Annotated in this window: 39 protein-coding genes; 6 read left to right on the forward strand and 33 right to left on the reverse strand. The window is 43.9% G+C overall.

The genetic code is table 11. The annotated features are described in order from the left end of the window. Nucleotides 1-35: 35 nt before the first annotated feature. From POF51_RS22120 to POF51_RS22130, 3 genes are all read left to right on the forward strand, one after another. Nucleotides 36-776: a hypothetical protein gene (locus tag POF51_RS22120; RefSeq protein WP_271756077.1), complete on the forward strand. Its 741-nt coding sequence runs from the start codon at nucleotides 36-38 to the stop codon at nucleotides 774-776. A gap of 1191 nt (nucleotides 777-1967) precedes the next feature. Further along, nucleotides 1968-2354, forward strand: coding sequence for a hypothetical protein (locus POF51_RS22125; protein WP_106833048.1), 387 nt, complete (start codon nucleotides 1968-1970; stop codon nucleotides 2352-2354). A 375-nt stretch (nucleotides 2355-2729) separates the two neighbouring features. Then, on the forward strand, nucleotides 2730-3128 hold the full coding sequence (locus POF51_RS22130; RefSeq protein WP_069845525.1) for a hypothetical protein: 399 nt from the start codon (nucleotides 2730-2732) through the stop codon (nucleotides 3126-3128). A 67-nt stretch (nucleotides 3129-3195) separates the two neighbouring features. Here POF51_RS22130 and POF51_RS22135 read toward each other — a convergent pair whose 3' ends face one another. Next, complete coding sequence (locus POF51_RS22135; protein ID WP_170831573.1) at nucleotides 3196-3348, reverse strand: hypothetical protein; 153 nt, start codon at nucleotides 3346-3348, stop codon at nucleotides 3196-3198. Nucleotides 3349-3421: 73 nt separating this feature from the next. Between POF51_RS22135 and POF51_RS32200 the strand changes: the two genes are divergently transcribed. After that, nucleotides 3422-3691 (forward strand): DUF1871 family protein, encoded by a 270-nt coding sequence (locus POF51_RS32200; RefSeq protein ID WP_442869608.1) that lies wholly within the window; start codon nucleotides 3422-3424, stop codon nucleotides 3689-3691. 300 nt (nucleotides 3692-3991) lie between these two features. Here POF51_RS32200 and POF51_RS22140 read toward each other — a convergent pair whose 3' ends face one another. From POF51_RS22140 to POF51_RS22205, 14 genes are all read right to left on the reverse strand, one after another. Then, a complete protein-coding gene (locus POF51_RS22140; protein ID WP_003387736.1) occupies nucleotides 3992-4213 on the reverse strand; it encodes a helix-turn-helix domain-containing protein in 222 nt (73 codons plus the stop codon). Between the two features lie 275 nt (nucleotides 4214-4488). Further along, nucleotides 4489-4695 (reverse strand): helix-turn-helix domain-containing protein, encoded by a 207-nt coding sequence (locus tag POF51_RS22145; RefSeq protein ID WP_271756078.1) that lies wholly within the window; start codon nucleotides 4693-4695, stop codon nucleotides 4489-4491. Between the two features lie 7 nt (nucleotides 4696-4702). Then, a complete protein-coding gene (locus POF51_RS22150; protein WP_271756079.1) occupies nucleotides 4703-5209 on the reverse strand; it encodes an ArpU family phage packaging/lysis transcriptional regulator in 507 nt (168 codons plus the stop codon). A 49-nt stretch (nucleotides 5210-5258) separates the two neighbouring features. Beyond that, on the reverse strand, nucleotides 5259-5660 hold the full coding sequence (locus tag POF51_RS22155; RefSeq protein WP_271756080.1) for a dATP/dGTP diphosphohydrolase domain-containing protein: 402 nt from the start codon (nucleotides 5658-5660) through the stop codon (nucleotides 5259-5261). 11 nt (nucleotides 5661-5671) lie between these two features. Then, on the reverse strand, nucleotides 5672-5893 hold the full coding sequence (locus POF51_RS22160; protein ID WP_271756081.1) for a hypothetical protein: 222 nt from the start codon (nucleotides 5891-5893) through the stop codon (nucleotides 5672-5674). A 41-nt stretch (nucleotides 5894-5934) separates the two neighbouring features. Then, nucleotides 5935-6219 (reverse strand): hypothetical protein, encoded by a 285-nt coding sequence (locus POF51_RS22165; RefSeq protein WP_271756082.1) that lies wholly within the window; start codon nucleotides 6217-6219, stop codon nucleotides 5935-5937. A gap of 102 nt (nucleotides 6220-6321) precedes the next feature. After that, nucleotides 6322-6570 carry a hypothetical protein gene (locus tag POF51_RS22170; protein ID WP_271756083.1) on the reverse strand — a complete coding sequence of 83 codons (249 nt, stop codon included), beginning with the start codon at nucleotides 6568-6570 and terminating at the stop codon, nucleotides 6322-6324. 23 nt (nucleotides 6571-6593) lie between these two features. Beyond that, complete coding sequence (locus POF51_RS22175) at nucleotides 6594-6866, reverse strand: hypothetical protein (RefSeq protein WP_271756084.1); 273 nt, start codon at nucleotides 6864-6866, stop codon at nucleotides 6594-6596. A 347-nt stretch (nucleotides 6867-7213) separates the two neighbouring features. Further along, the gene (locus POF51_RS22180; protein WP_271756085.1) at nucleotides 7214-7642 is read right to left on the reverse strand and encodes a YopX family protein; all 429 of its coding nucleotides are present in this window, start codon (nucleotides 7640-7642) and stop codon (nucleotides 7214-7216) included. A gap of 13 nt (nucleotides 7643-7655) precedes the next feature. Beyond that, the gene (locus tag POF51_RS22185) at nucleotides 7656-8252 is read right to left on the reverse strand and encodes a dUTP diphosphatase (RefSeq protein WP_271756086.1); all 597 of its coding nucleotides are present in this window, start codon (nucleotides 8250-8252) and stop codon (nucleotides 7656-7658) included. 186 nt (nucleotides 8253-8438) lie between these two features. After that, nucleotides 8439-9185 (reverse strand): DNA-methyltransferase, encoded by a 747-nt coding sequence (locus POF51_RS22190; RefSeq protein WP_271756087.1) that lies wholly within the window; start codon nucleotides 9183-9185, stop codon nucleotides 8439-8441. 651 nt (nucleotides 9186-9836) lie between these two features. Beyond that, entirely contained in the window at nucleotides 9837-10298 is a 462-nt protein-coding gene (locus POF51_RS22195) for a hypothetical protein (RefSeq protein WP_271756088.1), read from the reverse strand. A 128-nt stretch (nucleotides 10299-10426) separates the two neighbouring features. Then, entirely contained in the window at nucleotides 10427-10618 is a 192-nt protein-coding gene (locus POF51_RS22200) for a hypothetical protein (protein ID WP_271756089.1), read from the reverse strand. A gap of 24 nt (nucleotides 10619-10642) precedes the next feature. Further along, entirely contained in the window at nucleotides 10643-11848 is a 1206-nt protein-coding gene (locus POF51_RS22205; protein WP_271756090.1) for a site-specific DNA-methyltransferase, read from the reverse strand. A gap of 78 nt (nucleotides 11849-11926) precedes the next feature. Between POF51_RS22205 and POF51_RS22210 the strand changes: the two genes are divergently transcribed. After that, complete coding sequence (locus POF51_RS22210; protein WP_271756091.1) at nucleotides 11927-12802, forward strand: alpha/beta fold hydrolase; 876 nt, start codon at nucleotides 11927-11929, stop codon at nucleotides 12800-12802. A gap of 15 nt (nucleotides 12803-12817) precedes the next feature. On the opposite strand, the gene POF51_RS22215 is transcribed toward POF51_RS22210, so the two are convergent. Then, complete coding sequence (locus POF51_RS22215) at nucleotides 12818-13360, reverse strand: tyrosine-type recombinase/integrase (RefSeq protein WP_271756092.1); 543 nt, start codon at nucleotides 13358-13360, stop codon at nucleotides 12818-12820. A 47-nt stretch (nucleotides 13361-13407) separates the two neighbouring features. On the opposite strand from POF51_RS22215, the gene POF51_RS22220 reads away from it, so the two are divergent. Then, nucleotides 13408-13626 carry a hypothetical protein gene (locus POF51_RS22220; RefSeq protein ID WP_271756093.1) on the forward strand — a complete coding sequence of 73 codons (219 nt, stop codon included), beginning with the start codon at nucleotides 13408-13410 and terminating at the stop codon, nucleotides 13624-13626. Nucleotides 13627-13629: 3 nt separating this feature from the next. Here POF51_RS22220 and POF51_RS22225 read toward each other — a convergent pair whose 3' ends face one another. The 17 genes from POF51_RS22225 to POF51_RS22305 form a co-directional block, all read right to left on the reverse strand. Beyond that, a complete protein-coding gene (locus tag POF51_RS22225) occupies nucleotides 13630-13881 on the reverse strand; it encodes a hypothetical protein (protein WP_271756094.1) in 252 nt (83 codons plus the stop codon). Between the two features lie 20 nt (nucleotides 13882-13901). Further along, complete coding sequence (locus POF51_RS22230) at nucleotides 13902-14585, reverse strand: sigma-70 family RNA polymerase sigma factor (RefSeq protein WP_271756095.1); 684 nt, start codon at nucleotides 14583-14585, stop codon at nucleotides 13902-13904. After that, nucleotides 14534-14875 (reverse strand): hypothetical protein, encoded by a 342-nt coding sequence (locus tag POF51_RS22235; RefSeq protein WP_271756096.1) that lies wholly within the window; start codon nucleotides 14873-14875, stop codon nucleotides 14534-14536. The genes POF51_RS22230 and POF51_RS22235 overlap by 52 nt, the downstream gene beginning before the upstream one ends. A 32-nt stretch (nucleotides 14876-14907) precedes the next feature. Further along, nucleotides 14908-15306: a hypothetical protein gene (locus POF51_RS22240; RefSeq protein ID WP_271756097.1), complete on the reverse strand. Its 399-nt coding sequence runs from the start codon at nucleotides 15304-15306 to the stop codon at nucleotides 14908-14910. A 30-nt stretch (nucleotides 15307-15336) separates the two neighbouring features. Next, nucleotides 15337-15762 carry a RusA family crossover junction endodeoxyribonuclease gene (locus tag POF51_RS22245; RefSeq protein ID WP_271756098.1) on the reverse strand — a complete coding sequence of 142 codons (426 nt, stop codon included), beginning with the start codon at nucleotides 15760-15762 and terminating at the stop codon, nucleotides 15337-15339. Further along, nucleotides 15722-15964: a hypothetical protein gene (locus POF51_RS22250; protein ID WP_271756099.1), complete on the reverse strand. Its 243-nt coding sequence runs from the start codon at nucleotides 15962-15964 to the stop codon at nucleotides 15722-15724. The genes POF51_RS22245 and POF51_RS22250 overlap by 41 nt, the downstream gene beginning before the upstream one ends. Further along, nucleotides 15961-16734 (reverse strand): hypothetical protein, encoded by a 774-nt coding sequence (locus tag POF51_RS22255; protein WP_271756100.1) that lies wholly within the window; start codon nucleotides 16732-16734, stop codon nucleotides 15961-15963. Before POF51_RS22255 ends, POF51_RS22250 begins: the two co-directional genes overlap by 4 nt. Nucleotides 16735-16862: 128 nt before the next feature. Next, nucleotides 16863-17072 carry a hypothetical protein gene (locus POF51_RS22260; protein WP_271756101.1) on the reverse strand — a complete coding sequence of 70 codons (210 nt, stop codon included), beginning with the start codon at nucleotides 17070-17072 and terminating at the stop codon, nucleotides 16863-16865. Continuing rightward, the gene (gene dnaB, locus POF51_RS22265; RefSeq protein WP_271756102.1) at nucleotides 17053-18414 is read right to left on the reverse strand and encodes a replicative DNA helicase; all 1362 of its coding nucleotides are present in this window, start codon (nucleotides 18412-18414) and stop codon (nucleotides 17053-17055) included. Before dnaB ends, POF51_RS22260 begins: the two co-directional genes overlap by 20 nt. Next, complete coding sequence (locus POF51_RS22270) at nucleotides 18407-19234, reverse strand: ATP-binding protein (RefSeq protein WP_271756103.1); 828 nt, start codon at nucleotides 19232-19234, stop codon at nucleotides 18407-18409. The genes dnaB and POF51_RS22270 overlap by 8 nt, the downstream gene beginning before the upstream one ends. Continuing rightward, nucleotides 19167-20012 carry a phage replisome organizer N-terminal domain-containing protein gene (locus POF51_RS22275; RefSeq protein WP_271756104.1) on the reverse strand — a complete coding sequence of 282 codons (846 nt, stop codon included), beginning with the start codon at nucleotides 20010-20012 and terminating at the stop codon, nucleotides 19167-19169. Before POF51_RS22275 ends, POF51_RS22270 begins: the two co-directional genes overlap by 68 nt. A gap of 12 nt (nucleotides 20013-20024) precedes the next feature. After that, the gene (locus POF51_RS22280; protein ID WP_271756105.1) at nucleotides 20025-20195 is read right to left on the reverse strand and encodes a hypothetical protein; all 171 of its coding nucleotides are present in this window, start codon (nucleotides 20193-20195) and stop codon (nucleotides 20025-20027) included. Further along, nucleotides 20192-20440: a hypothetical protein gene (locus POF51_RS22285; RefSeq protein WP_271756106.1), complete on the reverse strand. Its 249-nt coding sequence runs from the start codon at nucleotides 20438-20440 to the stop codon at nucleotides 20192-20194. The genes POF51_RS22280 and POF51_RS22285 overlap by 4 nt, the downstream gene beginning before the upstream one ends. Before the next feature lie 12 nt (nucleotides 20441-20452). After that, complete coding sequence (locus tag POF51_RS22290) at nucleotides 20453-20878, reverse strand: single-stranded DNA-binding protein (RefSeq protein ID WP_271756107.1); 426 nt, start codon at nucleotides 20876-20878, stop codon at nucleotides 20453-20455. After that, a complete protein-coding gene (locus POF51_RS22295) occupies nucleotides 20875-21573 on the reverse strand; it encodes an ERF family protein (protein WP_271756108.1) in 699 nt (232 codons plus the stop codon). The genes POF51_RS22290 and POF51_RS22295 overlap by 4 nt, the downstream gene beginning before the upstream one ends. 5 nt (nucleotides 21574-21578) lie before the next feature. Beyond that, nucleotides 21579-22157 (reverse strand): host-nuclease inhibitor Gam family protein, encoded by a 579-nt coding sequence (locus POF51_RS22300; protein WP_271756109.1) that lies wholly within the window; start codon nucleotides 22155-22157, stop codon nucleotides 21579-21581. An 18-nt stretch (nucleotides 22158-22175) separates the two neighbouring features. Beyond that, nucleotides 22176-22352, reverse strand: a complete 177-nt coding sequence (locus tag POF51_RS22305; protein WP_271756110.1) for a hypothetical protein — start codon at nucleotides 22350-22352, stop codon at nucleotides 22176-22178. Nucleotides 22353-22520: the final 168 nt, after the last annotated feature.

Here is a 22520-nt window from a genome sequence, read left to right on the forward strand (position 1 = left end):
CTAATACATTTACATAAATGGTAATAAAAGGGTCTTTGAGCGCAATTGAACATAAAAAAACCCTCCCTTCCGGCCAAGGGAAGAAAATGGCGGCTGGGTCACTAGAGATTACCGCCAGCCATGTATTGAAAAACTCCTCAAAATTTCAGTATTCACATTCTTGTAACAAATCCTTCCATACATCAAAAGGAAAACAATTGATAGTCAAGAAATTCATATTGAATTGGAAAAAAATTACAATTGAGGAGTTGTTTTTTATGAAGCGAACTTTGTCATGCCTATCTGCTACATTACTTTTAGCTAGTATGTTGGCTACACCATCGTATGCTGAATCAAATAAGACGACTGCCACCTCTCATTCTTCAAAATCAAATCAGTCCATTCAAGCAAAGACAATAGATCCACACCTATTGAATGGTTTTCGGGTGAAAGAAACTAACAGTGCAACTGTATATTTGGTCATGGATGGTAAAAAAAGAGGCATTGTTAGTGCCGAGGTTTATTTTAAATTATTTAATAATTGGGATGGTATTCGGGAATATTCGTCTCTAAGCATTATTCCAGATGGGCCAGTCATTGGTGAAAATGCTCAACTGATAAAGTTCCAAAATAGTGCAACTGTCTACCTTTTGGATGAAGAAAATGGAAGAGTCGTTAAGCGCGGCATCACAAGCGCATCTGTTTTTAACAAGTACAATTTTGATTGGAGTAAAATTATTGTACTTGCTGACTCTCTAAAGAATGCATTTCCTGATGGTTCCCTACTAGACAACTAAATTTACGTTTTAACAAAGTTTGATAATAGACACACCTCTTATATTTGGTTAAGAGGTGTGTTGACGTTTCTTGCGTCTTTCCACTTCATGAAATACTTCTGTTTCTTCATAAGCACATATTTTGCCAACTTTCATTCCGTATTTCATGACATATCCCCCCTTACATTTATCAAATCGTGTGCTAAGTTCCCATATGCAAGAATTCCAATGGTTGATAGATCAATATTTTACAAAAATTTGAAATTAAGTTAAGCCATTATATAGTTCGTTATATGACATACCTTAATTTTGGGGTTGTCCGCAATCACAATTAAGGAGTGACATTAATGAGTGTAATTGTTGCTTGCAGTTTCGAGTAATTTTCAATGTTTATGGGGGGCTTTATTAGCTGCCCTTTTTACATAATTGCCCTTTAAACTTTGTCGTTAATTTGGATAAGCCTTTATTAAATGAATTTGCGAATCAATTAGCACATTTGCGTTTACCATAGGTTCGTATCAGTTGCCAAGCTTCCCTCATTTGCATTCTCTATACCATGTGAGAGAAACGAGCTGATTAATATGTCGAGAACTGGCGTGGTAGTCATTCCATTCAAACGTATCAGAGTGGCTGGCGTACGGAGGCGAATTATACGCAAATCTCTCTCACAAAAACATCAAATTTAGTATTAACGATCGTTTAAAAGGAGGTGCCAGAATTGGCGCCACAAAAAGGTGTTACAACTTCGTCGAGAAAAGTGTCCTTAGAAGTACAAAGAAAGAATCGTAGAAAAGCAGTCCGATTAATCAACAGAATTGTTGTAGTAAGAACAATATTTGATACATTTACAGGCTGTCTGCTCAGTGTCGGACCAAATGGTTTCCGCGTTCGGGTCTACACTGGTAGCAATGAGACTTTCACCATCATCACCATTCCATTAAATTTCGTTATAAACCTCTTTCCTTTCCCTTGCAATTGCAATTGCTAGGTTCAAGGCCCCAGTCCAACGGGGCTTATACATATTCACCAGATATAAGGAATTCAGTAGACGACCTTTGTAAAATAGGGTCGTCTTTCTACTTTCCTATTTCTCATAGGTTAATACTTGTTCTCCATTTGAAAGGAAAGAATATTTCGAGTTTTAAAATATTGTATTTTTTGTCATATAAAGGTAACCTCTAAATAAACCGAAATATTAGGAGATGATAGAAAATGAAAAGATTAGCATCTGTAGCTTTATCAATTTTTTCGCTATTTGCCATTGTTTCATCAGCGAGTGCCGTATCACCTCATCCCGTACAATCAAATGTTACAGCTCCAGTCACTGTCACGAAGCTTGTTATTGAAGAAGATATCCCTCGTTACTTCTATCCTGGTGACTATGCTCCGATTTGGGTAACTGCATTTTTTTCAGACGGCACATCTAAGGTTGTGTCAAATGAAGTTAACATACTTGAGGAAGCAGCATGCGAGTACATTAAACAGCCTAGAACTGTATATGCCATGGTTAAAGCGACACATTCTACAGGATCGGATGTTGGATGGTTTACTGTTGAGTACGGTGGTGTAGAAAAGACAATCTATTTTAGTGTTCGATAAGAAATGAAACCAGAGTCCTTCAGTAATATAGAAGGACTTTTTTGTTCCCCTCCCCCTGCCGCCTCTGCCTCATACCGATTTATACAAATGGGATTTCAAAACACATAAGATCATTCCAATCAGTAATAAGTGAAACCGTATATCTTTATTCGCCAAACAGCATCCGGTGTGTCTTAGTTTTCAAAGGGCACACCGTTTTCATTGTTTCTGGACAAACTCGCGAAAGGTCTCTTTGGAAGTTCAAGAGTATTCAGAACCTCCCCATTTAACAAATCGTGTGGTTTTTAAAAAATTGAAATAAGTTGTAACAAATTACCATTAACTTCGTCCTTAAAATGTAAGCAAGATCAGTATTAGAATCGGAGGTAATTCATTTTGAACAAAAAACTTTTTAAATCCGGAAACTTACTAGTTGTTCTGCCTCTCTTATTTGCACTTTTAATTCCTGCAAGTTTCTTTCTTGACCCATTACCAGCCCAAAGAAATGAATTTGACTGGAAATTACAAGCCGGTTCTGCCAATGGAATTGTATCCAAAACTCCAATTGATGTAGCGAGCGGTTTGTTTTACAATGGTAGGCCGTTACGGAATGCATTAGTAAAAGTAACTTACTTTGACAATAACCAAAATGTGAGCATTGTAATGCAACCTTATGAGGATGGATATGAAGGGATAATTTTCTTCCAAGAATCAGGAAAATATACCCTTCGATTTACTGTAGAAAAAGGAAATATTATAGGCTCAGAAGATTGGGAAATTGATGTAAAAGAGTAAGAATCAATGTCTCTTCTTACACTTCTCGGTGAGAAGTGTTTTTTTAATTTTCATAATTACCGTTTTGTTAATAACCATTGAACTCAGGCATTTGATCGAGCTGCCACTGCTGCATGGTCTCTACTACGATCTGATAGTCCTCGAAAATCGTGTTCGTTCCGTCGATCCCATACCAGCAGGAATATGATGTAAACGTCTTAATCTTTGTGCAATCCAACATACCCTCCCCTCCCTAACTAATCAGTTAACGTCCGCTTTTTTATGGTAATATACTTGGACTGACCAAATTCGAGGTGAAACAATTGATTTATGCTAAAGTAAAAAACATTATTGATAGATGGGACCCGATTGGGTTAGTTAGTATAGATCCCGAACACGATCATTACCGATTTGAAATAAATGAGATTATTACACTGCTTCAATCTAGCTACAGCACCCCTGAAGAGTTGGCCAAACATGTAGAAACCATTTTCATCGAATATTTCGATGACGAAATTTATGATCGTCCGTTCGCAGAATGCCTAGATGTCGCTCTCATTCTAATAACAATCGATAGCGATTAACAATGCCCCTTTTAAGTGCTACATCTACCTTTTCCCCCATTCTCTTCATACACTTTTTGATAAATTGCTCTTTAAGAAAGTCCATATACTTGAGGCAGCCCGTCATTACCGATTACATCCCAACAGCCGAAGAGATTCAAGCTCCGTTCAGATCCTATCCCCTTCGACCATCGCCTTCTCTACTTCTTACTTGTTTGCTATTTATACAAAAGTAAATAAAAGGGCATTTAAACGCAAATGAACATAAAAAAACCCTCCCTTCCGACCAAGGGAAGAAAAGGGAGGCTGGGTGGACTGGGTTCAAATCTCTAGTTCACCAAGTCGAACGAGTTCGACTACTGCCTGAGATCGACCTTTGACACCTAATTTTTGCATGACATTACTAATGTGATTGCGCACAGTCTTTTCGCTGATGAAGAGTTGTCCGGCAATCTCTTTGGTTGTCTTATCTTGGACCAAGAGTTCAAACACTTCTCTTTCGCGATTCGTTAACAACGGCTTGGTTTGGTCGCTACCCTTCAATAGTAAAAATACGAAAAAACCGCTGACCACTTACGCAAACCACATCCTACTATCATCCGTTGATATCAATGGTTTTCCGAGGTAGTCTCGTCTATTTATTCACCGCTTCAAACTGTTCCAAACCTACGTAAACTGGCATTTTAACATCAAAATTAACATCAAATTAGCACTATCCACAGCACGTCGCGTCCATTGTAGATGTTGAGTTCATATGCCCAACTTAGGGCTGTGCTGTCAAATCGTAACAAAACAAAAAAGGTGCAGAATAGCACCTTTTAAATCGCTTCTTCTGCACTTTGATTTCCTTCGAACCAATTAAGAAATACTTGTTTCGATACCCTGATTCGTCGTCCTATTCTAATCACATGAAATTGACCCGAGTTGCAAAGATCATATGTCTGGTTAATACCTATGTTCAGGAATTTCTTAATGTCCTCCGCTTCTAAAACATCTGGCAAGTCTTCTCTTCTCATTTTCCCCATCCTCTCTTCACCTCGGTAAATTTGTATTCATCACTTTAGTTGTCCTATTCCCTGATTCACCTTCAGTCATTTTGATCACTTGTATATCTAACGCGAGAGCAATTTTATAAAAAGCTTTCCACTTGATTTTGTAGTATGTGAACTCGCTGATTGGAGGATTGAATTGATTGTTGTAAATGGCATAATCAGTGATGTACTCACTATCGCTGCCCATGTACCGCTCGGTTATAAGATGTTTTTCCATACGGGGCAGTCTACTGACCACTCGTTCAACCCGTTCAACAAACGCCCGCCGCTCGTTCTGAGTATCTATGTTATGGACCGCGATTGATCCGGTCTGGTCACTTGTTTGATTTGTTCTTCCGCCTTCTCGGAGTTCGTAACTTGCTGTAATCGATGCCTCCCGTTCGTTGAAGGTCAGATACTTGCAAAGCCTGTATTTGCGTAATGCATCCTCTACGGCCTTCTGAGTCAGTTTTCTATCCAGCTCTGGTAAGAAACTCATTTGCTGCATGCTCTCCCTCCTTTATGTGAGCTCGCTCCCATTCGAGAGGGCTTCTTTCTTATGAATGGATCTTCTCGGATGGAATTTCTTCCGGTTGCTCAGTAATAAGCTGTGTAATACGGGCTGGGATGTTCTGCATGTGCGGCATTGTTTCTTCAAGGTGCATGGCACAATTTAAGTTCCAAGCTGCTGCCGCCAAATGATCTTCTTGAGTATCGCCAGCCATGTATTGAAAAATGTGCCTCAAAGCGCTATCTATGAACTCACTGATCGGCATCCCTTTTTCCCAATTGCGTCCATCGCCATATTTCAATTCACCAAGTTCACTTCGTAATGCGATTCGACGGATCGCTATTGGTGAGAGCAGATCATATCTGCCTTTTCCTGGCGCACGATCTCGTTTTGCTCCTGTTTCAAATGTTTTGTGTTGTCCATCATCTTTGATTCCAGCAGGTGTCATTGTTCCCACCCTCACTCCCGAAGCAGTTTGTTCTTTACCTGTTCAGCATGATCTGGGCATATGTCGCAATCAGCCCAAAGCTGAACAGCGCATGCTTTGCATATTTTCTTATCACACGTTTCAGTAAGTTCTTTAAAATCTACACTCGTGATAATCCCTGTACCCGTCGCATAATCGCAGAGGCGAGTATGTTCCCGTTCATTGCACACTTCACATAGATTTGTCCCGTTCATACCCGCCCTCCTTTTCTGTACTCCCGAAATATTGTGTTAAATCACTGCCCTTGCAAATATTCTGGCTTGATCATGTGTTTTGGCAGCCGCATTACAATGAACGCACCGTAGTCCGTAATTGCTCGGTTCTGATACTCGTCTTTGAGGATGTCAGGCGGTACCATCGCTACAAACTCGAACATATGATTTGGCTTTTTCTTAGTTGGTGCAGAAACGGATTTTGGAGCAACAACCGGCAATACGATCAAGTCATTCTCGTCTTCTTCGATCCGTAGTGCAAGGTTTCTGACTGTATCAGCCTTTACATTTACGTAGCACGTTTTCATCTGGTTACCTCCTCGATTTCCCGCACTTCACACAAAACAACTTCTCTTCCGCATCTATCCACCACATATGCTGGCACTGGAACCAGCGCTTCAGCCATTTCATTACTCCCCGATGTTCCACCAGCATTTGTATTCAGGCAGCGTATTTTTCAATGTCTGTATGATGTGGGGAACCGGATCGCTAGTTGAACGGATGTGAACGTCGACTTTCTCTAAAGCTTCACGAAGCCGTTTACTTTCTGTTTCAAGTTCCTCAATTCTCTTAGCTGCATATGCGTCTACTGGTAATCCAGATTGCGTCAGGATGTCTTTAATGCGATCGTTCATTTCCGGATAAGTCGATATTTCCACTTCGCTCACCTCATCACAATTTGTTAAACTTTTCGCTTAGATTGACTTTTCTTTTTGCGGTAATATAGGTGTCGCTCTCGTTTTCGCTCTGCCTGTACGATCGTAGAGAACTTCTTGAAGGCTTCAACTATTTTGAATGTGCGGGCTTTGATTGATTCAAAAGCGTTCTTTACCCTACCGATGAATCTTTCTGCCATCCCCAGCACCTGTTCGTCAGTTAAGTGATCAATGCTGACTCCTTGTATTGCAGAGTACTTGCGAAACTCTTGAACTATCTTTACTTGCAACTCGGACATACCTCCACCTTCTTTCCACAGTTTCTCTTGTGTTAAATGAACCCATTCGCTTTCAGAAACGCCAGAGCAACCGTATACGGAGCTTCTTTCTCTGTTGCACTATCGACTAAATAATTCGAGCTCGACTTAGCTTCACATGTTGGGGTGGCAGGTAGACGACCATATGGACATCTATGTTAACGGCGAAGTATGGGAGAAGATACCCAAGTTCTCCACCACATGGGAAGGCATGGGTGTGTTGATAGAGGAAGCGAAGAAACAAGAAATGTATCTTGATCTTCTTCCAGACCACGAAGATTATACATACGCGACTGCTACTTGCTTGTCCAACTCACGTCCTGCCTCCATTACTTGCCCACCTCCAGCAGTTCAGGATTCTCGTAGATGTTGCCGATGACTTCCAAAGTACCCCAATCGTTCCACATTGCCACCGCACTGCTCATCCTTACCAATTCTTTTTCCTCATTCAAACCAAGTACAGTGTCAAAATAAAATCCTCCCCATGATTTGTGGAATTTGATAACACCAATGGCACCATGTTTGTTTTTTGCTATGTCTCTCTCGTAAATCTCCTTGACGTTCTTGTCAGGGAGTCCGATGAATTGCCCTACTGTTTCTGGTCGAACTTGGTATGCGAATGGGAGACCGACGCTGTTTGAAATATAGTGCCCTTGCTTTAAATGCCTCACGTTTTCAACCAACACAGCCAGATTGCCATAGTGCCATTGCCCATCTAAGTCCATACCGCGAAACTTTATCTCACGTCCTGCTTGCATCCCGTTCCCCTCCTCAGTATCCAGCAGCCTGTCGCCGATTGTTCTCATCCCACTTTTCGTTATAGGCTTGTTCGATGTGTTCCCATGCGAAGCCAAGTAATTCACCTAATGCCAAGAACCTTTCCGTTAACTCGAACCAATCATGCATATCGTAGCCAGCAGCAACTATTCCACTGAACACTACGACAAATTGACTCGTTATATCCGTAAACTCTGGTCCATCAAATTCAATATTCGTGTCCCACTCTTCAGCGATTCCTAAATCATTGCCAATCGACAGGATGAAATGCAGGCAATCAACGTACTCTTCAAGCAGAGGATTTGTTACCTTTCCGGTCTGTTTGCACTTCTGACAATGAACGCGCTCACCAGAGAACCAGAAACCTTTTCCTCCGCACTTATCGCAGTCAATAAGGGGCTCATATCCGTGCTTTGGCTCCTGGTTATCAGACCAATGCTTAAACCCGCGCCATTCGTTTGCCAACTCCCCGAGCTCCACCTGCAATGCCAAAATCTTGTTTGGCAACAAGTCTTGCCCTTCAAGTCCTTTTTTCTTAATGATGTATTGATCAAGCTGCTGTTGCTTTTCAAAGAGTGGTTGAAGATTCATTCTGTTCCCCTCCCCTAAGAATTCTTTGACCTATTGATTTGAATAAGGATCAGGGGAAGGAACGACCATAAACTCCCCGTGAACCAGAGCGATACTATCACTACTGCACATATCGCGATGTTCGTGGCTGTCGCAAATCCATATGCATTCATTCCGTTCCCTGCCCTTCTCACAAGTAATGTTTTGTTAAATCACGCCCTGCAGGTCAACCGCTTCAATACGTCTCTTGCAGGCTTCCGCATAATCGGCTTCCTTCTCGATCAGGATAAAGTCCCGGCCTGTTCGCTTCGCAGCCTCTCCGGTACTACCACTGCCGGCGCAGTTATCCAGAACCAAGTCTCCAGGATCAGAGAACGTTTTGATCAGATACTCAAGCAGCTCTACTGGCTTTTGTGTCGGGTGAATCTTCTCCCGGCTGTCGTTGTTCACCACGGGTATCTGCAGCACTGTTGTCGGATATCGATCAGTCTGACCACCGCCAGTTATTCCGGTCTTTGTTTGCCCGTAGTTTGTTCCATCGCTGGAATGCTTTCTGAAGCTATTTACTGGCTTATGCCCTGTCGTCTTCTGTGGGTTGTATGTCGGAAGCTTCTTGTAAAACACTAGGATGCTTTCATGAGCTCGGAGTGGCATCTTCTTGGCATTGAGGAAGCCCGTTGACTTATTCTTCTGCCAAATGATCTCGTACCGGAACATTTTCGGATTGCTCATAACCAGCTGGCTCGTAAATGGCTGAGCTGCCGTCAGGATAACGGCCCCGTTCTCCTTGATTACCCGTTCATATTCAGCCCACAGCCTAGAAAGATCGAGAGGCTTATCCCATTCGTTTTGGGTGATTCCATAAGGGAGATCGCAGATGATTAGATCGACGGACCCAGTTGCTATTCTTGGCATTACCTCGAAACAATCTCCCTGGATGATGGTATTTCGCACCTGCAGCACCCCCTATTTATCAAATCGATTGTTGTGTTACTTTCTGCACCTTAAACAATAGTCGTGCATTGTTCCTTTTCCGTCGAATGTCCTATGCCCAAACCATTTGCATAAAAACCGTTTAAGCATTTATTAAGCCCCCAACCCAAATCCCCAGCAGGAACGTCCATAAAGGCATTCCTAAAATCAAAAGCATTCCAACTAACTCCAAGTCATACTGGAATCGATATTTGAAATAATCTCTCATACTCAACCCCCGTTTAACAAATCGTGTGGTTTGTTAAGTCCTACAGCCGTTTCTTTACCAGCGCATAGAGCGCCTGAAATGGGGCTATAAAGATTAGCGCAAGCGCAAATTTGAAAGTTGTCCATTTGTCCCAGTTACCACCAAATCCGCCCAACAATCCGATCCCCTCCCAATTTAACTCGGTCCTAGACATCCATACAGTTGGGTTTTTAAGTCTGCGTGCGGATTTTGGTGGGCGACAGCTTCGGCAGGGTTCTTGCAGTACGGGCAAGATAGTTTCTTGCGTTTTGCCGCTGACTTATCAACCAAGAACGAGTGTCCGCATTTTTCGTTCAAGCATTCCCACTTTTCGAGCAATCGCCCCATTAACCGTTCCCCACTTTCTACAATTACCGTTGTGTTAATCAGTCCATAAACCAGGCTAGGCAAGGAAAGTCTTTCACATCACTAATGTACTCGCGCAAAGTTATGATTTCCCTTCCCATACCGTTTCTGGCATCGATCTGAACTGGCTTATCCATCGGATACTCATCAACATCATATTCGGCAAAATCAGCCTCGCTGATCCCGGTTTGCTGCTTGTACCACTCAACCACTGATTCCCGGTCATATCCGACCACTACCTCATAACGATCTGGTCCAATAGCAAAAGCTTTCAATTCTTTGGTCTTCTCAGCCAGGATAGAATCGAGCCATTGATTTATGTCTTTGCGCAGCTCTTCGTTAGTGGTTTTTTCAGCGTAAGCTTTCAACGCAGTGAATGCCGCCTCATCTTTATCTGGACGGAGAACAAAGCAGTTGTTTACCAGCTCCCCAGTGTCCACTTTACGCACATCGTATTTCACAATCAGACCTTTATCTTCCATCGTTCTTTCCTCCCCAATTTCTTGTATTCCGCTGCCTTCGCAATATAAGCACGTTTCATGCTGATCAAAAGAACCATTACCATTGCAAGCGTGGCACTTTACCATTCGGGACCGCCTTTCCTGAATAACTATTTTGATAAATACAGCCGTTCATGGTTTTGCTTATCTTCTTCTGTTTCCAGTGCCATTTCATCTGGTTCGGGGCATCTGCCGTCTTGATAAACCCAGCAGTCAATGCCGCACCCGCCCATGATTCCGACTTTGTGACAATCCGTAGTTCCAACCATGCCATAGAGCGCTTCTTCTACTCGGTTGTCCACCGTCTTTCCTCCCTACACATCGTGTTAAGTACCAAACTCGAAAATGTTCATCTGAGCTGTTTCTTTCTGGATACGACTCTCTGCGATCTTGATGTATTCCGGATTTAGTTCAATGCCGATATATTTCCGACCAAGCTTGCGTGCCACCAGCCCCGATGTTCCGGATCCCATGAACGGATCAAACACGATTCCCCCCTGCGGGCTGCCTGCCATAATAGACGTCCAGGGAATTTTCTCAGGAAAAGTAGCAAAATGCGCTTCTGGAAATGGCTGCGTGGCCACAGTCCATACACTCCGTTTGTTCCGCATACCGCTGTATTCGATCGGTTCTCGGTCTGGACGGTGCTGCTGCACTTCCCCTGGCTTCGGTGATTCGTTCACAGTTCGAGCAAAAGAGTTTGCCCGCGCCCGTCCCTGTCTATGAATCGTACCGTGAGCTCCCGGCTCTGTATCCCAACCTGCAGGAATCTTGAAGTTTCCACGAGTTTTCCTCTTACCTCCTGCCTGATTGTCAAACGTGCTGCCTTCTGTGTAGGCACCGCCTCGAAATCCGTTTGCCCACTCGTCTTGTACGCCTGGTTCCTTGATTGCCTCTTTGTCGTAGTAGTATCGCTCTGACTTCGAGAGCAGAAAAATGTATTCGTGGGCCTTGGTTGGGCGATCTCTTACGCTCTCTGGCATCGGGTTTGGCTTACTCCAGATGATGTCCGATCGTAAATACCAACCATCTGCTTGAAGGGCAAATGCTACTCTCCAAGGGATACCAATGAGATCCTTTGGTTTTAGTCCGCTCTTGGCCAACAATTTATGTCGAGCAGCTCGTCCTTCCCGAGGCATTGCAGCGTCTGCTGTAGCTCCAACACAACTATTTGGCCCATTTGTTGAGTCCTTTCTATCTCCACCAGTACCGAAATACGAGTCGCCGAAATTCATCCAGAGTGTTCCGTCATCCCGCAAGACCCGCCACACTTCCCTGAAGACAAGAACCATGTGAGCGACGAACATATCAGGAGTTGGCTCTAATCCCAGGCACCCTGTCCAAGCTGGTACTGTTATTGGCGATAATCCGGGCATTGGCATGTAAGTAACTTCTGGCCATTCTGTCGGAGGCAAGCCGTAATCCCGCAGCCCCCAATAGGGTGGACTGGTCACGCAGCAATGGAAGAACTTCTCTGGCAGCTTTGGCATCACTTCGAGCGTATTCCCTTGAATGATCGTATCCAGTTGCACCTGACGGCCTCCTTTCTTATCTCTCTGAGCATTGTGTTAATATAAATATCATGTCGTAATTTTTCATGAGGGGTAATCATGAAGAAATTTAGAGTACATACCAACGGCATTAAGATAATGGTTCACCAATTTAGTGATTCAGGTACACCAGTAATCTTTCTCCACTTTATTCGTGGCAATGCTGTTGTTTGGAATGGGGTAATACCCTATTTTGTGGATCATTACACTGCAATTGCCATCGATTTGCGTGGTCACGGAGAATCTGATCAACCTGAAACTGATTACGAAATTTCAACCCTTGCGATTGACTTAATAGGCGTTCTAGATTCTCTTAATTTTGATGCCGTCCATATTGTAGGAAGTTCCCTCGGTTGTTACGTTGGTACATACTTAGCATCAAAATTTCCTTCCCGAGTTTTATCCATCGTTAATTCTGATGGAGCAATGCAAAATCATTCAGGGCCAAACGGTAAATTTGCTGACAAAAAGGAAGCCTTTCTTGAGAAACTCCGGGAACCAGATTTAGTTTTCTCTTCGATCGAAGACTACGTTAATTACGAGAAAGCACGCAGAACCCACTGGAATCATGTTCTTGAGAAGACAGTCACCGATGGTTGGGCAATCTCGATGCGTGAACAAAAAGCTGGGCACTTTTCCCTCTACACCACTAATCAAACATTTATTCAAATCATGGGATCTTTGTACGATCTTAAACTTGAGAGCTTATATAAAAACCTCTCATGTCCAATACTTTTTCTCCCTGCAGCCATTCACCGGAACTTTGATGAAAAAAACCAATTCATACATGAAGTATTGAAGTATGCACACCCCCTAAGCAAATGTGTAAGCATACCTGAGACAAAGCATATTATGTTGTTTGAACACTATAAGGAAGTAAGTCAAGAAATCTTATCGTTTTTCAAAAATCTAGATAAACATCGAAGCTTAACATAATTGAGCTTGTGTCTCCTACAAGCTGAAGTTGTCTACAGCTTCATCCATCAAATCTTGATTGATACCGATATAGCGCAGAGTGATCTGAGGATGGCTGTGATTGAAGATCATCTGAAGGGTTGCTATGTCTCTTGTACGTTTGTAGAAGAAGTATCCGAAAGTTTTTCGCGTACTGTGACAACCGATCTCAGTTAGTCCCAACTTAGCAGCCGTTCCATTGATAATTTGATACGCCCTAACTCGCGTAATCGGCTGCGGGCGTTTGGATGATGCGAATAGGTACTCATCTGGTCCTTTCCCTACGATGTACCTTGCTATTTCTTCCCGCAAATCCGCGTTCAACTTGAACTTCTTACGCTTTTTCGTCTTCTTCTCGTTGATAAGTAGATGACTTTTCCCTTTAACGTCTCGAACTTTCAAAGGCAGTAGATCCGAGATCCGCAGTCCTGTGTTGATACCCATCACGAACAAAAAGTAGTTCCGGTCCGATTGCTGCAAAAGTAGTCGTTTCATATCCTCAATCTTTCCTGGGTCACGTATCGGCTCAACGAAATTCATGCGATTCCCTCCCTAGTGCGATATGATGAGAAAAAGGAGTGTTTCGTATGGAAAAGTCGTTTTACTATTCAGTGCCTTGGTCTGATGTAAGTTATTTGAAAGAAACTCTAGAAGCTATCGAGATACCTTTTGTGATTGAGCAACCATCTGACAGATTGACTCTTGATGAAGGCTCTGTTGCTTTTGTTTTTCCTGATATGCATGTCAGGGTGTATCGTCATGTTCATGAGTTGTTTGGAAGCCACGGCCGTGCATATCCCCGGTGACCTTTACGGAGGTAGCTTTCCTTTGATTGTGTAATCCACGTATGTTTCAAAGTTCTTGTGCCTTGCCAATTCCTCAACTTTTGCTCGTAATCGCTCTATACGGGCTTTACCAAACTTAAATTCTTCCTTGAGCGCCTCTTCCATCAACCAGATGGCACGTTCGACTGCATCCTCAGCTGCTTTCTGAAAGTCTGATACCTTCACCGGAATGACAGTTGCGTTGTTACGGATTGGAGGCTTCTTGTGTGTTTTCATCTGAACCCCTCCTCGTTTTTTCACCCGATATGTTCCAGAAACTTTTCTCTGATCTGTCGGGTGTACATCCTCAGTGTTTGCCTCGTTCTCCCTATTTCTTGGCAGATTGCCCCTTTGCTCTGTCCCATGAGCAGCCTTCCAACAATCTCTTTCTCTCGGGCCGTTAGTGTGTTCATGAACTCGATCATTTCCACTGATGAATGGTCATCCTCGGCTGAAATCACATCGGCTATGGTGAGGTTTTCTCCTCTCTTGGTACGCAATGGCGTTTCTAGAGATAGGGTGACATTACTCAACGCTTGCTTGGCCCGTACAGCTGTTGCTACCCTGCAACCTAACATTTCAGCGATCGTTTCCGGATTCTCATGTTCCATGTGATACATTTTGATTCGATTGACCAGTTTGAACTTGTCTCTTGGAATCCTGATTAACCCGCTTTCATGCATGTGATTTCGTATATATCCATCGACATAAACCATCGCATAGCTCAGAAACTTGGCTGGCTTTTCGCCAGTTGGATTGTACCTGTCGAACGCTTTGACCAGCCCCATACATCCGATACTGTACATGTCTTCATATTCGACTCCTAACGTATCAGCAAGCTTCTTATGTCGATTACAGATGCGGTGTACCATCCTAAGATACTGAGGAATCACATCATCTTTGTGTCCGAGGTGTGGGTTGACGTCTCTAATGGCGTCCATGTTTTCTTGCTCTCCTCGATCTTTTTGAGTGCTTTCCTTACATCATCAGCGAGTTGCTGGCGCTGTAGTTTCAAGTCCTTCACTTCTCCCTGAAGGTCCGAGCGAAGTTCCACCTTATCAACGATTGCATCCAACGCTATTTCAGCACGTCCGTAATACCCGATTTCCTTCCATTCGTACCGATCTGCCATGTCTGCTTTTGTGGACTTGATCAACTTCCGTTCTTCTATGATGAAGTTGTGACCGCCGTCATTTGTGATGCGGAAATTCTCGTTTATGTTGATCTCCATACGTCGTCACCCTTTCTGATTGTGGAGCCCCATTAAAAGGGCTCCAGTTGTTCATTTGCATCTGATTGTGGAATCGTCTCAGTCTCCTCCTCAGATTTTTCTGCCGCTTGCTTCGCCGCCTCAAACTCTTGAGCTACCCTGTCAGCATCTGATGGTTCGACCCCAACTGTTCCGTCAGGCTCCACTGTGTATTCCACCCCTTCATGATCTTCTTCGTTTGTATCATCAATTGTCATTTGCTCTGTTTGATCTTCAACCTCATCAATAGTCATCTGATTGTCGTCCAGAACTACTTCCACGATGCTACCTGTCAGCGCGTCAGTGTTGAGAATCGCTTGAGTACTCATTTTCCCAACCACCTCAAGCTCAATTACTCGTTTTTTACCGCTTGTATTGAATTTTTTAACTTCTGCACGGAACGTTGATTTCATAATTTTCTTCCTCCTCGAAATGTAATGTGGTTAAATTTCTGCAATCTGAACTTCCACACGAGGGCGCTCGCTGTACCATTTACTTACCAGCACCTCGACTACTTGGGAGTCGTCCTTCCAAATCACACTTTTTAAAGCGTCCTTGATCCCCTTCAAGTAGTTATCTACATCGGGTTTAGAGGTTGGCCTGATCTCCCCAGCTTCTGCTTGAGCTGCTTTCTTCTTACTCAATGATTTGGGGATGGTTCGAAACACATCAACTTTCATCTTCAATTGCCCTTCCAGTAAAGCTGCCGGTGCATGTTCACTGGCTACCAGCTTGACGAAATCCTTGAAGTCCTTCGATTTTTTCGGGTCGTACATCCTTACAAATCCTCCAACTGTTGTCGCTTTTGGTCGTCCTTGTGCGACTGGTTCACCGTACACCGTGAACACTATAGGCTGTTTGTTTTCCACGTTTCTTCCTCCTCACCCTGATGACCGTATCTTCTTTAAACCGCTTGCCCTTGTACTCGATCATGCCGCTTTCCTGGTAGTACTTCAGTCGCTGCCATACTTGCTTGTAATCTGAGAAGTACACTCCCTTGATTAGGTCACCGAAGAAAATCTCCCCGCGCTCTTCGATCTTCCGCAACAGTGGGCAATAGCGCTTTCTCATGGTGCCGTTTCAATGTTGAACCGAACAGTGTCATGAGAAGCGATCCATGGCATTTTCATCTTGCCGAGGACCTCAGCCAGCACTTGAAACTCTTCGAATGTGTCCACTGCAGCTTCTCCAGTACCCATCAGGCAAGCCACCGCATTTCTTAAATCGATCGGCGTCTTATCCTTCTTGTGTTGCCGCAGCTCAATTTCCATCGACTCTGCCTTTGCTTCCGCATTTACGCGAGCTCTATTGGCTTCGTCCAGTAAAGAGGAGTATCTCTGCAACTCATCATCCTTCTTTGCTAGCTCTTCTTCTAAACTAGCGACGATTGGGTCACCCTTTTGGGAAGCCTGTCCTTCCACGCCAGGTGATTGTTTTTTAAACCTGATGTCCGTTTTCTCGTTAATCACGGCACTGGTGGAAGTATCAAACCGAACCTTGTACCCCTTGAGTCCGTTTTTTTCTTTCCAGGTTGTCAAATCGTTTGGACTCTTAATGTCAAACATCTTGCGAATCTGTGAGTCGTTGTAACGTTGCTCTTTCAACTGGATGTAAGATTCCCGCGTTAACTCTTTTGGCTGCGTAGGTTGTACTTTTCCAGAAGTATCATCACTCTTGGTTGGTTGAACGATCCGTCCGTTGATCTTGTCTAAATCAAGGTTGTGCTTCCTTGCCCATTCCGCTTGCTCTTCTGGCGAAAGGTCCGCAATGTTGAAAGTTTTTTCTGCCCCAACAACACCAGGCTTCATTTCTTTTTCTCTACACAAAACTGGATAGCTCACAAACTCCCCTCCTCGACCGATTTTCGGCGTGTTTTTAACTCATTTGGTTTCACGACAGACAATTGCACTGGCTTGTCCTGTGATGAGCTAATTTGATTAGTTTAAACGTTCAAACACCTAAACTATGATCATGTATCCATCTGCGGTTTTCTCATCATGATGAAATGTCCGTTTTCTATCCTCACGACCTCGAATCGGTCGCTGTATCCGTAAGAGAGCCAGTGTGCTTCCAGTGCATCACGCCTCTGTTTCGGGTCCTTGATCTCCAACAGCCTATCGGGAATTGGTATTCTCGTGGCTACATCACGGACGATTTCATCAGCTAACCGCTTGCTCATTTGCCACCTCGTCCATCGTCGTTTGTCGGAAACGATGATCAAGTGAGAGGAACTTATTGAACTCCTTCATAAAAGCCAACTCGACTGTACCTGTTGGGCCATTCCGTTGCTTTCCGATGATCAACTCGACGATGTTTTTGTTCTCAGTTTCCCGGTTGTAGTAATCGTCGCGGTACAGAAAAGCTACAATGTCAGCATCTTGTTCAATCGAACCTGATTCGCGTAAATCCGAAAGCCCAGGTCGTTTGTCTTGCCGCCCCTCAACCTTTCGGCTCAGCTGCGACAAAGCGATTACAGGCACATTCAATTCTCGTGCTATACTTTTGAGCGTTCTAGAGATTGCCGACACTTCTTCCTCCCGGCTTTTCCCCTTGCCCTGTATGAGCTGCAAGTAATCGATTAGGATTAGGCCCAAGCCGTGCTTCTTCTTTAAAACCCGACATTTTGTTCGAATGTCAGCCACAGTGATTCCAGGTGTATCGTCGATAAATATTGGTGCCTTTGCCAAAATCCCCATGCTCATGGTGATTTTTTGCCAATCGTCTTCTTCCAAAAGCCCCGTTCTGATCCGCGAAGCATCGATATTTCCCTCAGCGCATAGCATCCGAGTCATTAACTGCGCTGCTGGCATTTCTAGAGAAAAGATGGCTACCGTTTCGTTTGCTCGAACAGCCACGTTCTGCGCTACATTCAAGGCGAAAGCCGTTTTTCCGACTGATGGTCGCGCCGCTAGGATAATTAGGTCACTACGCTGAAACCCAGCTGTCATTTTATCCAGATCCGGGTATCCAGATGGGACACCAGTCACGGCCCCCTTGTTCTGCGTAACTCTCTCAAGTCGATCATATGTCTCTTCTAGAACTGCTTTTGCGCTCTGAAATCCACTTTGATCAACTTTGCTCATCTCCAACTCGATCAACTGTTTCATCACTTCAGCCATTAACACTGATGTATCTTCTTCTGTATTACCGCCCTGCGTGGCCAACTTATGTCCAAGCAAAATGAGTTTTCTGCGTAGTGAGTTCTCTTTCACGATCTTGGCATAATGAACCGCGTTTTCAGCTGTTGGAACTGCTGACGCAAGCTGTGTCAAATAATGAGCTCCGCCAATTTCGTCCAACTGCTTGAGGTTTATTAGTGTTTCAGTTAGGGTCAAAATGTCGATCGGCTCACCAGCCTCTTGCATGTCGACCATTGCTGCGAAGATTTTGTTATGCTGCGAAAGGTAGAAATCGCCAAGTGATAGAGTTTCAATCAAAGATTGTATGACTTCCCGTTTTAAAAACACCGCACCTAAAACTGACTGTTCAGCTTGTTGGTTATAAGGGAGGTTATCAAACACCTTGGTTCAACCTCCCCTGTAGCCATGCCTGATTCTCGACGTGCTTATCAAAACGTCGACTCTCGCCCTGCATCATGATTTGACCAACCGTGTCAGCAATGATTCGCTCCATCAATCTAGTTCCCCATCCAGCTTGTTTAGCGTTCATTTTGGCTTCCAACTCGTCAATGCTCAGATTCGAACCGTAAAGAATTGGCTTTCTCCCCTGTCTAGAGTTCATAGCTGTAAATAAGTCGCCGATTTCCCAATCTGCTGGCACATCCGCACCAATCTCGTCGATTATCAAAACATCACAATTTCTGTACGCCTCCAACACTTCCGCCTTAGACATCGCTGGTTTAGCCCGTTGAATCAACGTCTTTCCGGTCGTATAGATGACTGCAAATCCATTTTTGCGAAGATGAACGGTGATCGATGATAGAAGATGCGATTTTCCACAGCCGTTATCTCCACAGAAGTAAAATCCTCTTGGCCCCCATGCCACTAAGTTCTGAGCAAAATCCTTCGCTATCCGATACCCACTTGTAGTTCCTTGTTCCAGTTCAAATTTATCGAACGTTGCATTGGCAACCATTTGATCATCATCACTGAAAGTATGTAGGTAGCCATTTCGTTCTCTCCGGGCAGCCATTTTTTCTTCTTGTTTTAACTGCTTTGTCTCGCAAATGCATGCAATTCCAACCATTCTTTGACCAATGCCAGGGAGGTCAACTAGTTTGGCTTCGACTAACTGCCCACATATAGAGCAATTTCTATTCGATACGCCCAACTTTGCGATACTGTTGCTCACGCTTTGAATCAAGTCCTGTTGAGCCAGCATTTTGTCTCCTCCTTTGATTGAGATAGCCTTCGAATTTATTTGAGAACAATGTTTCAGGTCGTAAGTACTGAGCGTCAAATAGATTAGTAGAGTCGTTGGCATCATCTACTTTGTTATCTATGACTTTTTTGAAGTCTTCCAAAGTGAAGCCCTCATTCCAACGCGCTCTGATTAGAGACTGCGTTTTCTTACCAGTGAATTTGTAACTGGTTCCAGCTTTCACATTCAGGTATTCCACAATTTCTTTGTAAGGGATTTTGGATGTAGGAACGCTAGTGACGTTATTATTTATATCTATTTCTTTCTCTATATCTAATTCTTTATCTATATCTATATCTAGTGCGTTACCATGCGTTACTGTAACGTTACCTGTACCATTACAATTGTTCGGTAGCTGTTTTTGCTTTTCTCGATGCCGCGCTACCCTTTGACGGTTCAGTTCTCGTATCTTATCCATGCCATCAACATTCTGGTGTTTATCCCAATTGGATATTGTGATTACACCGTTTTCCATGTGAATCATTCCAAACTGTTCAAACGTTCTTAGAGCCAGCCTAATGACATTGATCGATCTATCGAAAATGGTAGCTAGCATTTCTTCTGTGTACGGGATTCGCTCATTCAGAATGATGCTGCCGCTTGCATTCGCCTTGCCTGCCTGTACCAACAGTTGTATCCACGTCAGCAAAATACTGTCTGCTTCAGGAAGGTTGCGAATCAGTTTAATCTTCTCGTCATCGAACATGGCCGTTGTTATCTTAATCCACTTGATGCTCATGATTTCAACTCCTTATGAAACCCGGCGAAACGGTGCGATCAGCTTCAAAAACTCTACAGTTACTGACCGTTGCTTCCGCCGTTTGTCCAGGCATTTCATCTTGGCCCACTCAACTCCCCTGCGCTGAAAAGTGCTGATTACCTCCCAGCGCAACCCTTGGATGGTGTAGACTTGTCCATTCATAGCGCCACACCTAGTTCAGCAGCTACCCTCTCAATGGATTCAGATGCAGATGGTGTAATAAATTTGATCCACCTTCCATCCGGTAGTAGCTTATGCGCTTGGTAGTACCTCGTTTTAGATCGTCCACCACACGGTAATTCGCGATAGACTCGAAAAAAATAAATCCGATGCTTCCAAGCTAGAGAAAGTGCCTTTCCGTATCGTTCACGTCCAGCCATAAAACGCTCTCGTTCTTGGTCAGTCATTATTTCACCTCGCTAGAAAGGTAAGTCGTCATCTGAGATATTGATTGGCTTGCCAGCAGTTGCGAACGGGTCTCCGAATGGATCGGCAGGCGGGTCAGATTGTTGTGATTGTTGCTCTCGTTTCTCACCACGACCACCAAGGAATTCAATGCTCTCAGCGATTACCTCGGTGACATACACCTTTTGGCCTTCCTTGTTGTCGTAGTTGCGGATTTGCATTCGTCCCTCAACCGCGCATTTCCGTCCTTTTCCCAGGTATTCAGCTGCTCGTTCGCCAAGCTTCTGCCAAACAACGATGTTAATGTAGTCCGTTTCTTGCTGTTCACCTCGTCTCGGGCGATTGACCGCGAGAGTGAAGGTGCAAACCGCTACTCCGTTAGGGGTAAAGCGTAACTCTGGGTCTTTGGTGAGGTTACCGATTAGAATTATCTTGTTCATTGGGATGTCCCGCCTCTCGCTTTAATCCACGCCTTAACTTGTTCAATTGCTTTTGATGCCTTTCCAATTGTCAGCTCTTTTGTGCTTTCAAAATCTCCGATATCAGGATTTTGTTTGAGTAGAGAAATAATCTGATCCCTTGGGGCCCCAAGTTTTTCAAGTTCTGATATTGAAGCCTGTAATGCTTTGAGTTGCTGATCTGATATTTTTTGAGAACCTCCAGAGGCATTACTTGTTTGTGATTTTGATTGATTGCTGCTGTGGTTAACTCCTTGGTTTGAAGAACGATTAGGTTGCTTCGCATGAGTAGCAGCATTTCCGTCGTCGTCTTCCCCAGTATTCAGTGACAGAAAGGCAGATAAAGAGTAGCGTCGTGCGTATGTGATTGCTGAACCAATTGACTGTGGATCATTTTTTACTGGCTTCATGGAAAGAGGCTCACTCTCAATCCACTCTCCACTTTCATGCATAAGAACTGTTTTTAAAGTAATGAGGTCACCTTCACCACAAGGGATTTGAATGATTGATAAACCGTGACTGGTTAGGTTGGGTCTAACTTCATCGATGATTTGATCTAATGTCGCGTACTTGTTCTTAAAAAATGGATTATTTGCGTCCTTTGCGATCCGAGAAACCTCTCCGTTGAATTTCGCAAGGGCTGAAGCCAATTCTTTAATCGATTCACTTTTGTTCAAGTTACTCACCTCTCTGTCGATGTTATTTCTACTTTCAAAATGTCAGGTTGGTCAGATACCGTAACTCCAGCGATAACCAATCCTGTTTCCGGATCAACCACTTGACCATCGTCTCGAACGACAACGCTTTTCTTTAAGATCGCTTTATCCAGCTCTGTCTTAATGCGGATGAACTTGTCCATTCCAGCAGACTGAACCGTCTCGAGCGCCAATTCTTCGTTGTAATCCCATTTAGCTGGCATCTTACGCAAGGAAACTTTTCCGTATGGCGTTGACTCCGACTTCCACTTTGGATCCTTACTGCGTTGTTCATGTGCAAAGATTGTAATGAGCCCTTCCAGAAACTCCTTGCTTTGCTGGATTGACTTGCTTTCCTTGTGCAACCACTTATCAATCCGCGCCTTTTCTTTTGCAGCAAGCTCGTTTTTCTCCGCAAGTTGAGCATCTAAAGCAGCGATTTTGCGTAGTGCCCAGTTTAATGAATCAAGATCGGTGATTTTGAAACGTTGCCGAACTTCCTCAGGCGAAGTCTGGAACTCCATTTCTTGCAGCTCGTCCAATTCCAGCGCTTGCATAGGATTCATTTGGATCACTCCTTTTGATTAGATGTATGACTTCACTTCGTTGCCCACTTTGTGCATTGGGTACTCATGACCCCATCTATAAAGCCACTCCTGTTTGCACTCCTCAACCTGACGATTTTTTTGAATCATCTTAACCAGATCGGAAGTTGAGAGCCTTTCGGGATTGACCCGTTTTTCTTTCGCAACAGTTGACATTGCATTTCCTCCTCTCTTGATCGACGTGTTCCCGTCCCTGCCTCTACGGGAACCATGTGTCTCCGGTGAACACGCCTGCTGTACCTCGATCATGTGGTTTCGACCACTTGTGAAAGCATCGAGTGATATAGAAGAACTGTGCGGGTTCTTTCTCGATGCCTTCACACG

It is taken from the genome of Brevibacillus sp. AG (assembly GCF_028369215.1).
Taxonomy (GTDB): domain Bacteria; phylum Bacillota; class Bacilli; order Brevibacillales; family Brevibacillaceae; genus Brevibacillus; species Brevibacillus porteri.

What these genes read in the sequence shown, in the direction of transcription:
- POF51_RS22220 (WP_271756093.1), top strand. Translation starts at nt 13,408, where the DNA reads ATGGAAAAGTCGTTTTACTATTCAGTGCCTTGGTCTGATGTAAGTTAT.
- POF51_RS22240 (WP_271756097.1), bottom strand. Translation starts at nt 15,306, where the DNA reads ATGAAATCAACGTTCCGTGCAGAAGTTAAAAAATTCAATACAAGCGGT.
- POF51_RS22270 (WP_271756103.1), bottom strand. Translation starts at nt 19,234, where the DNA reads ATGCTGGCTCAACAGGACTTGATTCAAAGCGTGAGCAACAGTATCGCA.
- POF51_RS22185 (WP_271756086.1), bottom strand. Translation starts at nt 8,252, where the DNA reads ATGAATCTTCAACCACTCTTTGAAAAGCAACAGCAGCTTGATCAATAC.
- POF51_RS22155 (WP_271756080.1), bottom strand. Translation starts at nt 5,660, where the DNA reads ATGACACCTGCTGGAATCAAAGATGATGGACAACACAAAACATTTGAA.
- POF51_RS22175 (WP_271756084.1), bottom strand. Translation starts at nt 6,866, where the DNA reads ATGTCCGAGTTGCAAGTAAAGATAGTTCAAGAGTTTCGCAAGTACTCT.
- POF51_RS22305 (WP_271756110.1), bottom strand. Translation starts at nt 22,352, where the DNA reads ATGTCAACTGTTGCGAAAGAAAAACGGGTCAATCCCGAAAGGCTCTCA.
- POF51_RS22195 (WP_271756088.1), bottom strand. Translation starts at nt 10,298, where the DNA reads ATGGAAGATAAAGGTCTGATTGTGAAATACGATGTGCGTAAAGTGGAC.
- POF51_RS22160 (WP_271756081.1), bottom strand. Translation starts at nt 5,893, where the DNA reads ATGAACGGGACAAATCTATGTGAAGTGTGCAATGAACGGGAACATACT.
- POF51_RS22235 (WP_271756096.1), bottom strand. Translation starts at nt 14,875, where the DNA reads ATGGAGATCAACATAAACGAGAATTTCCGCATCACAAATGACGGCGGT.
- POF51_RS22250 (WP_271756099.1), bottom strand. Translation starts at nt 15,964, where the DNA reads ATGAGAAAGCGCTATTGCCCACTGTTGCGGAAGATCGAAGAGCGCGGG.
- POF51_RS22285 (WP_271756106.1), bottom strand. Translation starts at nt 20,440, where the DNA reads ATGACTGACCAAGAACGAGAGCGTTTTATGGCTGGACGTGAACGATAC.
- POF51_RS22290 (WP_271756107.1), bottom strand. Translation starts at nt 20,878, where the DNA reads ATGAACAAGATAATTCTAATCGGTAACCTCACCAAAGACCCAGAGTTA.
- POF51_RS22180 (WP_271756085.1), bottom strand. Translation starts at nt 7,642, where the DNA reads ATGCAAGCAGGACGTGAGATAAAGTTTCGCGGTATGGACTTAGATGGG.
- POF51_RS22215 (WP_271756092.1), bottom strand. Translation starts at nt 13,360, where the DNA reads ATGAATTTCGTTGAGCCGATACGTGACCCAGGAAAGATTGAGGATATG.
- POF51_RS22125 (WP_106833048.1), top strand. Translation starts at nt 1,968, where the DNA reads ATGAAAAGATTAGCATCTGTAGCTTTATCAATTTTTTCGCTATTTGCC.
- POF51_RS22135 (WP_170831573.1), bottom strand. Translation starts at nt 3,348, where the DNA reads ATGTTGGATTGCACAAAGATTAAGACGTTTACATCATATTCCTGCTGG.
- POF51_RS22225 (WP_271756094.1), bottom strand. Translation starts at nt 13,881, where the DNA reads ATGAAAACACACAAGAAGCCTCCAATCCGTAACAACGCAACTGTCATT.
- POF51_RS22280 (WP_271756105.1), bottom strand. Translation starts at nt 20,195, where the DNA reads ATGAATGGACAAGTCTACACCATCCAAGGGTTGCGCTGGGAGGTAATC.
- POF51_RS22275 (WP_271756104.1), bottom strand. Translation starts at nt 20,012, where the DNA reads ATGAGCATCAAGTGGATTAAGATAACAACGGCCATGTTCGATGACGAG.
- POF51_RS22210 (WP_271756091.1), top strand. Translation starts at nt 11,927, where the DNA reads ATGAAGAAATTTAGAGTACATACCAACGGCATTAAGATAATGGTTCAC.
- POF51_RS22230 (WP_271756095.1), bottom strand. Translation starts at nt 14,585, where the DNA reads ATGGACGCCATTAGAGACGTCAACCCACACCTCGGACACAAAGATGAT.
- POF51_RS22300 (WP_271756109.1), bottom strand. Translation starts at nt 22,157, where the DNA reads ATGAATCCTATGCAAGCGCTGGAATTGGACGAGCTGCAAGAAATGGAG.
- POF51_RS22150 (WP_271756079.1), bottom strand. Translation starts at nt 5,209, where the DNA reads ATGCAGCAAATGAGTTTCTTACCAGAGCTGGATAGAAAACTGACTCAG.
- POF51_RS22145 (WP_271756078.1), bottom strand. Translation starts at nt 4,695, where the DNA reads ATGGGGAAAATGAGAAGAGAAGACTTGCCAGATGTTTTAGAAGCGGAG.
- POF51_RS22165 (WP_271756082.1), bottom strand. Translation starts at nt 6,219, where the DNA reads ATGAAAACGTGCTACGTAAATGTAAAGGCTGATACAGTCAGAAACCTT.
- POF51_RS22260 (WP_271756101.1), bottom strand. Translation starts at nt 17,072, where the DNA reads ATGAGCAAGCGGTTAGCTGATGAAATCGTCCGTGATGTAGCCACGAGA.